The organism is Microcystis sp. T1-4 (assembly GCF_000297435.1).
Taxonomy (GTDB): Bacteria; Cyanobacteriota; Cyanobacteriia; order Cyanobacteriales; family Microcystaceae; genus Microcystis.
Window position 1 is genome coordinate 1 of sequence record NZ_CAIP01000075.1, and the last position, 8,726, is coordinate 8,726.

8 protein-coding genes and 1 pseudogene are annotated in these 8,726 nt (G+C 44.2%); 1 reads left to right on the forward strand and 8 read right to left on the reverse strand.

The genetic code is table 11. The features are described from left to right. The 3 genes and pseudogenes from MICAI_RS26820 to ntcA form a co-directional block, all read right to left on the reverse strand. Positions 1 to 199, reverse strand: a pseudogene (locus MICAI_RS26820) (DUF4277 domain-containing protein); the annotation flags it as partial. 173 nt (positions 200 to 372) lie between these two features. Next, positions 373 to 1,860, reverse strand: a complete 1,488-nt coding sequence (locus MICAI_RS04115; RefSeq protein ID WP_008198178.1) for a DUF3084 domain-containing protein — start codon at positions 1,858 to 1,860, stop codon at positions 373 to 375. A gap of 7 nt (positions 1,861 to 1,867) precedes the next feature. Next, complete coding sequence (ntcA, locus tag MICAI_RS04120; RefSeq protein WP_002793163.1) at positions 1,868 to 2,545, reverse strand: global nitrogen regulator NtcA; 678 nt, start codon at positions 2,543 to 2,545, stop codon at positions 1,868 to 1,870. A gap of 214 nt (positions 2,546 to 2,759) precedes the next feature. Between ntcA and fabI the strand changes: the two genes are divergently transcribed. Beyond that, a complete protein-coding gene (gene fabI, locus MICAI_RS04125; RefSeq protein ID WP_002760333.1) occupies positions 2,760 to 3,536 on the forward strand; it encodes an enoyl-ACP reductase FabI in 777 nt (258 codons plus the stop codon). A 260-nt stretch (positions 3,537 to 3,796) separates the two neighbouring features. Here the strand turns inward: fabI and MICAI_RS04130 are convergent, their stop codons facing one another. The 5 genes from MICAI_RS04130 to MICAI_RS04150 all read right to left on the reverse strand — a co-directional run bounded on the left by MICAI_RS04130 (position 3,797) and on the right by MICAI_RS04150 (position 8,496). After that, a complete protein-coding gene (locus MICAI_RS04130) occupies positions 3,797 to 4,105 on the reverse strand; it encodes a hypothetical protein (protein WP_008198185.1) in 309 nt (102 codons plus the stop codon). Positions 4,106 to 4,112: 7 nt separating this feature from the next. After that, positions 4,113 to 4,697, reverse strand: coding sequence for a hypothetical protein (locus MICAI_RS04135; RefSeq protein ID WP_008198186.1), 585 nt, complete (start codon positions 4,695 to 4,697; stop codon positions 4,113 to 4,115). Positions 4,698 to 4,700: 3 nt separating this feature from the next. Then, complete coding sequence (locus MICAI_RS04140; RefSeq protein WP_008198188.1) at positions 4,701 to 7,943, reverse strand: CHAT domain-containing protein; 3,243 nt, start codon at positions 7,941 to 7,943, stop codon at positions 4,701 to 4,703. A 116-nt stretch (positions 7,944 to 8,059) separates the two neighbouring features. Further along, positions 8,060 to 8,287 carry a type II toxin-antitoxin system HicA family toxin gene (locus tag MICAI_RS04145; protein WP_008198191.1) on the reverse strand — a complete coding sequence of 76 codons (228 nt, stop codon included), beginning with the start codon at positions 8,285 to 8,287 and terminating at the stop codon, positions 8,060 to 8,062. A 2-nt stretch (positions 8,288 to 8,289) separates the two neighbouring features. Beyond that, positions 8,290 to 8,496, reverse strand: a complete 207-nt coding sequence (locus tag MICAI_RS04150) for a type II toxin-antitoxin system HicB family antitoxin (RefSeq protein WP_008198193.1) — start codon at positions 8,494 to 8,496, stop codon at positions 8,290 to 8,292. Positions 8,497 to 8,726 lie beyond the last annotated feature (230 nt).

Below are 8,726 nucleotides of genomic sequence, written 5' to 3' on the forward strand. Positions count from 1 at the left end.
AGATATACAGCTTTGTCTTCAAAAAATTGACTAAATAAATACCAGGGGCATGATACCATTCCTAGCCATTGAGAATCATGGCTTTTAAGACTTGTTCCGAACTAATTTTTTCTCTTTTATCAACACCTAGTTTTCCATTGATTACTGCGACTATTCCTATTTCATCAATTATTCCTGCTAATATTCCTAAATGGTCGATATTTTAAATTTGTATTTCTTCTGAAGGAGACATTTCTTATGTTTTTTCGATCATTAATACTTTTTCCATTATCTCATGTTTTGGTCAAGGAAATTCTGAGTATTTATATTCAGTTAGTCTTTCAACTTGTTGGTAACGTTTTCTGTTACAAACTGAAGTGCGGAATCTAGGTTTTAAGAAGACGTACTAAAAACAATTTTACCATTTTTTACCGCTACTAAACGCAAAGTTAAGGGACCAGCAGTATTAGTTTTACTAGCGGCAATTGCCTCAAGTGTCTCGATAGAATTACCCGACTTTTTGACTTGACCAATAAAGTTAACTACCGTAGTTAATAACCCATCTTCCACTTGAATTGACCCTAAAACTCCCGCACTTCTAGCGCGGAATTGAGCCGATGCTAAGAGTAAATCTAAGCGCTTTTGTAGGTCTTCTTCTGTCATATTTTGGGGATCGATGGAAACGGCAGCGATTACCTGTTTCTCCTCAAAAACTCTTTGATTGGGAACCACATCAGCAAAGACACGAATCTCGGTTTCTCCTAGTACATAATTACCTGCTGAAAGAATTCTCACCACATATTCTTTACCGTCCTGTAATTGTTGACTTAACTGTTCTACCTGTGCTTTTGTGATCTTAACTAAACGCTGGTCAAAATTAGGCTGATTCGGTTGGGTGGCGCGGATAGCATTTATATTCGCTTCTCGCAATAACTTATCGATAACAGCGACAATAGCTTGGGGATCAACAATACGAAAAGCTCCAAAAGATAACACCTGTCCCCGGAAAATAGCGATCTGTTTTTCCCGCAATTCTTGATAGGTTTGATAGTATTGTTCTAAAACTTCCACTTCCCGCTTAAGAAAAGCCATTTGGGTTTCTAAATCTTTTAATTTTCCCTCGCGCTGTTCCAAAGCTAAATTTTTATCGATGATCGAGCTATCGAGTTCTCCAATACGTTGATCCCGACGATCAATTTCTAGCTGTAGGGTTTTTTGTTGGGTTTCCAACTGTTGAAGTCGCGCTTGTCTGGTTGTTAATAACTTTTGTTGATTAGCCAACTCTTTATCTCTAACTTGAACGGTGGTTTGTAGTTGATTGATCTGACTAGAAAGAATTGATTTTTGTTGGGACAATTGATCCCTTTGACTGGTTAACTGTGCCTTTTGATTAGTTAAAATGACTCGTTCATTATTTAAATTAGCCACTTCCTTACGAAACTTTTCCAACTGTCCAGAAACTAATCGCAAACGTTGACGAGAAGCTTGATAATTTTTATTAAGAACCTCCAGACGTTTCTGCACGGCTATCTGTTCACTTTTAGCCGTTTTTAACGCCTTTTCCACCTGATTTTTTTGTTCGGTGGTTTCTCTGACCTGACTTTCCAAATCCTTAATAGCGGCACGACGTTCATTTAAAAGACGATCCAGTTCAAAAACTCCTTGACGCAAGGATTTACTAGAAGCAAACAAGACAATTAAAGTGGAACCGGCGATAAAAATTCCCGTTACAATCGTCATTAAAGTTGCGGTTTGTTTCGGACGCAGATTAAATAAACGCATCCTTTTCTTACCGATACGGCTCCCTATGCGATCGCCAACCGCCGCTATCAGACCACCTAAAACCACGATGGCCAAAACCAAAATATAAGCGCTAGTCATCCAGAATTTAAGTAAATTGTTGACTGAGAGCGACGGGATTATGGACGGTAATTTTCTTCTTGTAAATTGAGACCATTTCTTGATCCCGCAGCTCTCCCAATAAACGGGTGACAGTGACGCGGGTAGAACCGATCGCTTCTGCGATCGCTTGGTGAGACAATTTTAGATCAACCCGGATACCATCGGTGGTGGGAACCCCAAAATCACGACAGAGAATTAATAAAAAACTGACCAAACGTGAACCCATATCCCGGTGAGCTAAGGTTTCGATCATCATTTCCGTTTGCAGAATCCGCGAGGACAACCCCTGCAGCATCAACATTGATAAATCGGGATTATTGCGGAGGGACCTTTCTACCTGATCGATCGGGGCCGAGAGTAATTCTACCGGAGTAAAAGCCACGGCATGATAAAAACGATCCGATCGCTGGCCGGTGAGTAAGGATAGCACACCAAAGACGCTATTTTCCCGCAGTAGAGCCACGGTAATTTCTTCTCCCGCTTCATAGACTCGCGACAACTTAACGGCTCCTTTCAGCAAAAAATAGACTCTTTCGGCGGGATCTCCCGGGAAAAAGATCGTTTTGCCACGCTCGAACAATTCCACCACCGGGGGGAAATTGCCGCTGCCGATTCGACGGAACACATCTGCTAGGGGTTTATCTTGTATTAGGGATAAGTCCATCTCACATCCAAAAAAGGGGAAAATTGTTTTTATTATGCAACGAGTGTCACCTCTATTAAACACAACCGCTGCCTAAACTGGGAAAAGTTTTGGGCGCTTTTTGCCAGACAATGGGGGAGGGGTGATCATTGCTGCCCCGTTATCTGTATCCCTATTATACCGAATCTCGCTGGGGTCGGCTATTGGGGAGATTTTTGTAAGAGAAACGAGAACTATGTTAGATTTAACGGGAAAAAACGCCCTAGTGACGGGAATTGCCAATAATCGCTCGATCGCTTGGGGAATTGCCCAACAACTCCATCAAGCTGGTGCAAATATCGGTGTCACCTATCTCCCCGACGAAAAAGGCCGTTTTGAGAAAAAGGTGCGAGAATTGGCCGATGAACTTAATCCCGCTTTTTATGTCCCCTGCGATGTCCAAAATGACCAACAGGTAGAAGATACTTTCGCTACAGTGGCGGAAAAATGGGGTAAACTGGATATTTTGATTCACTGTCTCGCTTTTGCCGATAAAGAGGGTTTAACGGGCGATTTTACCGCCATCCCTCGGGAAGCTTTCACTAAATCCCTAGATATTAGCACTTTTTCCCTAACCCGTCTAGCTCGATCGGCTAAACCCTTGATGACGGAAGGGGGAAGTATTATCACTCTTACCTATCTCGGCGGTGTCAAGGTAATTCCTAACTATAATTTAATGGGGGTGGCAAAAGCTGGTTTAGAAATGAGTGTTCGCTATTTAGCCGCCGAATTAGGTGGCCAAAAGATCCGAGTTAATGGTATTTCCGCCGGTCCAATTCGCACCTTAGCATCTTCGGCCGTGGGGGGAATTCTTGATATGATCCATCATGTGGAAGAAATCGCTCCTTTACATCGCACGGTGACACAAATTGAGGTGGGAAATACGGCCGCTTTTTTAGCCAGTGATCTTGCTAGTGGTATTACCGGTCAGATTATTTATGTAGATTCCGGTTACGAAATTATGGGAATGTAGTTTTAAGTAGGGTTTGAGTAGCCGAGAGGAAAAAGATTTCGAGCCTATTCTACAGCTTCTAAACAGGATTTAGTCCTGTAGGGGCGAAGCATTCGGGCAATAACTTATCGGTAAAACCGTAGATTTTCTACCCGAATGCTTCGCCCGTACTTTTTCAGCAAACCCTAAGTAGCCGAGAGGAAAAAGATTTCGAGCCTATTCTACACCTTCTCAACAGGATTTAGTATAACTTTTGGATATGGATAAAGCTGGCATTCCTATTAGTTCGCTTCAAATAATTTCCAAATCTCTTTAAGAGAAATATAGATACCGAGAACAGCAGCTAACAAAAGAAGGATTTGACTATCCGAGCCAAGGCAATTCTGAAAATTTTCATCAGTTAACACTTTATGGACGACCTTAGACATTGCCAATACAGCCGATAAACTTAACCCAGAAACAAAAAGAATTTCTAGATAAGATTTATTGTTTCCCCGTCTTGGCTGTTTTTTTGTAACCAGCGCCACGCTTGCGGTAATAACCAAGGTTCCGATTAACAAAAGAAAGTTTTCAATGTTAACAATCTTCATCAAAAATTTATGCTGATTTTGCTTTCCTAAAAGTAATATACCATCCGCAGCCGGCCGCTAATATCGCACCAATAACCGCGCCATAAACTCCCGCAATCGATCCCCCTAGGGCTGCACCTCCCACCGTTACCACCATCAGGCGATCAGCTTTATCCCAAAATCGAGGGGAATCAGCACCCTCGTGATCAAGGGGGATCCCCCCGCCTGTCGGCACCCCCCTTATCAAGGGGGGCAGGGGGGATCCAGCTAATTTTTGGGCAGTTTTTACCCAATCTTGGCTAGGAATAACATCATTAATAAATAGGGACTCGAAATCTAAACTATCGGGAAAAATGACGCTTAAACTTTTGGTGCGTTCTTGGTTAGCATAGGCTGCGTCTAACTCTTCGATCGCTTTTTTATAAGCTTTTTCTAGGGGGGGAAAATCCTTGACAAGTTGCCGCAATTGTGTTGCTGCCTGGGGTTGTTCTTCCCTTAATAATCGTTCAATTTCTTTGAGCGATCGCTGTAGATATTCTGGCAAGGGTTCAGTCTGCTGTGCGAGGGCGATTAGCAGCGCTTCAAGATCGATAATTGCTTTGGGGATTTCCATAAGTTAGTCCTGTCCAGTCAGGGTATAGGCTGCCCAATGGTAAGGATCACCATATTCTGTTAGTTGATCTAGCCCTATTGTACTGCCTTCCTTCAAAGTATTCGCCGCCCTCACCTCCAGTCGATCGACCCCTTCCCTTAGGTCGGGAAGTTGTCCAAGTTGCTCGATCCAGTTAGCTAGTTGCTGCCAAGTGATATTTTTTAACCAATTTTGTGTATTTTTCAGAGCTAGGGCCGGGGATTCACCCGCTAATAATCTTTGATAGAAGTTAATCATAAACCAAGCACTAGAAATCTCCTTCACCGGCCAGAGGGTACTGACCACATTAGTCGCACCGGCTGCCAAGAAAGCACTGACGAGGCCGACGTATTCGGTAGTAATGCCATCCTTACCGGTGAGAGCGGTTTCACAGGCAGCCAGACAGACGAGACGGTAACTAGAGAGGTTGAGCTTGTTGATATCCCGGACAGTTAATAAACCATCGCTAAGGGCGATCGCAGACTCCTGGGGACGAAAAGAGTCATAAAAGCCGTGACCAGTGAAATGAAAGGTTTTATGGGCATTTTCGAGGGCGTTGCGGACGTTTTCCCGTGAGGCGTTTTCTGGGCTAATTCTCTCGCTCGGTTGCACGATATGGCTAATAATCGCTGATTCCAGTTGGGCTAAATCCATGGGTTTTTGTTCCGTTTTGGGGTCTTCGACGCTGAGGAGGGGAGAATAGGAGAAATCGCCGGACTGGGGACGCAAACCGACCTGAGCAGAGGGGAGATAGGTGGCGGTGTATTTTTCGGGGAAGAGGGTATGTAGGGGGAAGCGGTGCAGATCCCGGTGGGGGATGAGAATCAGGGAATCAACGGAAACCGGCAAAGGTTCGAGAATTTTATCGATCTGTAAAATCCGTTTTAATTGGGCAAAACGGCTGTTAAGTGACAATCTCCAGGGGTGATTTTGTTTATTCTCCGTTTCTTTTTTACTGGCATAGTCAAGGTATTGTTTATCCCATTCAGTTAACCAAGTCCGAAACTGTTGCGCTGGTTGACGGCGTTGTTCTGGCTCGACAATGACGGGATCAGCCTCTGGGGTGATAATAAAGGTGGTGAGATTGTCCTCGCTGAGATACCAGTAAATAATCGCCTTATTCGGACCTGTCAGGCTTTGGATGGTGGCATAATCGGGACTGGTGGCGTTTTCTTGCCAACTATCGAGAATCCAAGTCAAACAACGATTTTTATAAAATTCTGCCTGTTCAATTGCGTCTAGAGGATGATTTTCCTCGATCAGTAAATCGATTTCTAGGTGACTAAAACTGCTGAATTTTCTCTCAAAAGCCGGTTTATCCCGTTTCTGGGCGCGTAGTCGGGTGAAAAGGTGGCGCCCCTGTTGTTGATAGAATCGCGCTTCAGGGATTTCCTGTAGGGAAAGATGAGCGCGGATCAATCCTTGCAGAATTTCTAAATGATCTTCCGGGAAGTCTTTTTCGCTGAGAATCGGTAAAGCGGTTTGATAATGTCGGATTGCTTCGCGCCAATAGGGACTAGCATTCTCTTTATATCGGGAATGTTTCAGATAAGCTTGCCCTAGATAGCGATAAATTTGCCCCCACGGAGGCGATCCTTGAATGAGGTGGGGAAGTGCCTCCCGGAGGGCGAAAATATGGGGTTCTCGGTCATTAAGGGCTACTATCGGTTTACGGTAAATGAGAGCTTCTAGACTAGGAGTAGAAATACGATTTTTACTCAGAGAACAAACGGCCCACCCTCGGTTGCCCCAAGCTTCATGGAAATCGGGTTTAATTTCTAAAGCTCGATCATAAGATGCGATCGCTTCTTCTAATCTGCCTAAATTACCTAACGCAAACCCTCGGTTGTTCCAAGCTTCATGGTCATCGGGTTTAAATTCTAAAGCTCGATCGTAGGATGCGATCGCTTCTGCAAATCTGCCTAAATCAGCTAACGCATTCCCTCGGTTGTTCCAAGCTTCATGGTAATCGGGTTTAATTTCTAAAGCATGATCGTAGGATGCGATCGCTTCTTCAAATCTGCCTAAATTCTTTAACGCATTCCCTCGGCCGTACCAAGCTTGATGTAAATCGGGTTTAATTTCTAAAGCTCGATCGTAGGATGCGATCGCTTCTTCTAATCTGCCTAAATTACCTAACTCAATCCCTCGGTTGTACCAAGCTAGATGGAAATCGGGTTTAATTTCTAAAGCTTGATCGAAGGATGCGATCGCTTGTTCAAATCTGCCTAAATCAGCTAACGCAATCCCTCGGTAGTTCCAAGCATCATGGTAATCGGGTTTAATTTCTAAAGCTCGATCGTAGGATGCGATCGCTTGTTCAGATCTGCCTAAATTACCTAACGCAACCCCTCGGCCGTACCAAGCTTCATGCTTATCGGGTTTAATTTCTAAAGCTCGATCGTAGGATGCGATCGCTTGTTCAAATCTGCCTAAATAATATAACGCACTCCCTCGGTTGTTCCAAGCTAGATGGTCATCGGGTTTAAATTCTAAAGCTCGATCGTAGGATGCGATCGCTTGTCCAAATCTGCCTAAATTACCTAACGCATTCCCTCGGTTGTTCCAAGCTTCATGCAAATCGGGTTTAATTTCTAAAGCTCGATCCCAGGATGCGATCGCTTTTTCAAATCTGCCTAAATTATCTAACGCAAACCCTCGGATCAACCAAGCTAGATGGAAATCGGGTTTAATTTCTAAAGCTCGATCGTAGGATGCGATCGCGCCGAGAAAATCCCCATTCATGTATTTCTGGTTTCCTTGCTGAAACCAGAATGCGGCATCCTGAACCACTTCCGTTAAATCCGTCTCCTTTGGGCCTAGATTTTCCTCCTCCACACCGGAAACATCCCTCACCGCGTCGCGTAACTGGAGGCTAATCCGTTGGGATACTTCCCCCAGATTTCCCGTCATCACCTTCCCTAAAGCCGCCAGATCCCGCCCTAAAGTTTGATAATCTTCCGGATACTGTAGCCATTCCTCGCTTTTGACCTCTAACCACCGCGCCAGCTTTTTATCGTCACAATGGCGACTGTATAGCCATCCCCGTAACCCGTCGGTAGTGGTTCCCGCCGCCACCTGCTCGAATAACCCCATCAATATCCCTTCATATTCCCCATCGCTGGGTTCTGGAGGAGTATTTTCGACTTTTTTGAGGTTAATTGCCTTTGGACTGGCAATAAAGAGCGATTTTAGCCAATTCCAGAGCTTTTTTAGTAAGGATAGCATCGAAGAAAGGGGGAAAGGAAGATAAGGAAATTATATCTCTACTGCCGAAAGTCGTCCCTCTACCGGTTCAAATTCGTCCTCTAATAGCCAATTTTCCGCTTCCTCGACTTGTTTGTTCATCTCATGCCAGAAACAAATTCTTGTAAAGTAATTCCAGCAGTACGAAGAAGACTACGAAGCGTACCTTTAGCCACTTCACGATGATCAGGAACAGAGAGTGTTACCTGTTCACCCTCCTTAACCATAATGATATGGCTTGCACTTTGACGCGCAACTTGCCAGCCAAAGGTTTCAAATATTCGGACTACTTCACGTCCGCTGAGAACAGGAAGAGCAGAGGACATGATTAGGCCATTACCTCTACTTGACAAGTTTCAATCGTGAGCGGTAGTCCACGTTCTGCACGAACTTCAAGGCAAGCGATAATCGCATCTCTGATATTTTCTAGAGCTTCTGCTCTCGTTTGACCTTGGCTGACACAACCCGGAATACTGGGGCATTCTACAACCCAAACCCCATCCTCGTCACGGTCAAGTGTTACAGTCAACTTCATAACTTCTCACTATAATCTCCCAGGTTATATTTTACCTATTAGGGCCTGAGTTGGTTAAGCGGCGATCGCTAATTCTTGCTAAACAGCATACAGAATCAGGGTTTTGAAGAAAAGCATAAAGGAAGATAAGGAAATTATATCTCTACTGGCGAAAGTCGTCCCTCTACCGGTTCAAATTCGTCCTCTAATAGCCAATTTTCCGCTTCCTCCTAACTCGCACGGCTCTCTTC

Excerpts from the sequence above, each read along its gene's own strand:
- MICAI_RS04115 (WP_008198178.1), bottom strand. The coding sequence starts at position 1,860 with ATGACTAGCGCTTATATTTTGGTTTTGGCCATCGTGGTTTTAGGTGGT.
- ntcA (WP_002793163.1), bottom strand. The coding sequence starts at position 2,545 with ATGGACTTATCCCTAATACAAGATAAACCCCTAGCAGATGTGTTCCGT.
- fabI (WP_002760333.1), top strand. The coding sequence starts at position 2,760 with ATGTTAGATTTAACGGGAAAAAACGCCCTAGTGACGGGAATTGCCAAT.
- MICAI_RS04130 (WP_008198185.1), bottom strand. The coding sequence starts at position 4,105 with ATGAAGATTGTTAACATTGAAAACTTTCTTTTGTTAATCGGAACCTTG.
- MICAI_RS04135 (WP_008198186.1), bottom strand. The coding sequence starts at position 4,697 with ATGGAAATCCCCAAAGCAATTATCGATCTTGAAGCGCTGCTAATCGCC.
- MICAI_RS04140 (WP_008198188.1), bottom strand. The coding sequence starts at position 7,943 with ATGCTATCCTTACTAAAAAAGCTCTGGAATTGGCTAAAATCGCTCTTT.
- MICAI_RS04145 (WP_008198191.1), bottom strand. The coding sequence starts at position 8,287 with ATGTCCTCTGCTCTTCCTGTTCTCAGCGGACGTGAAGTAGTCCGAATA.
- MICAI_RS04150 (WP_008198193.1), bottom strand. The coding sequence starts at position 8,496 with ATGAAGTTGACTGTAACACTTGACCGTGACGAGGATGGGGTTTGGGTT.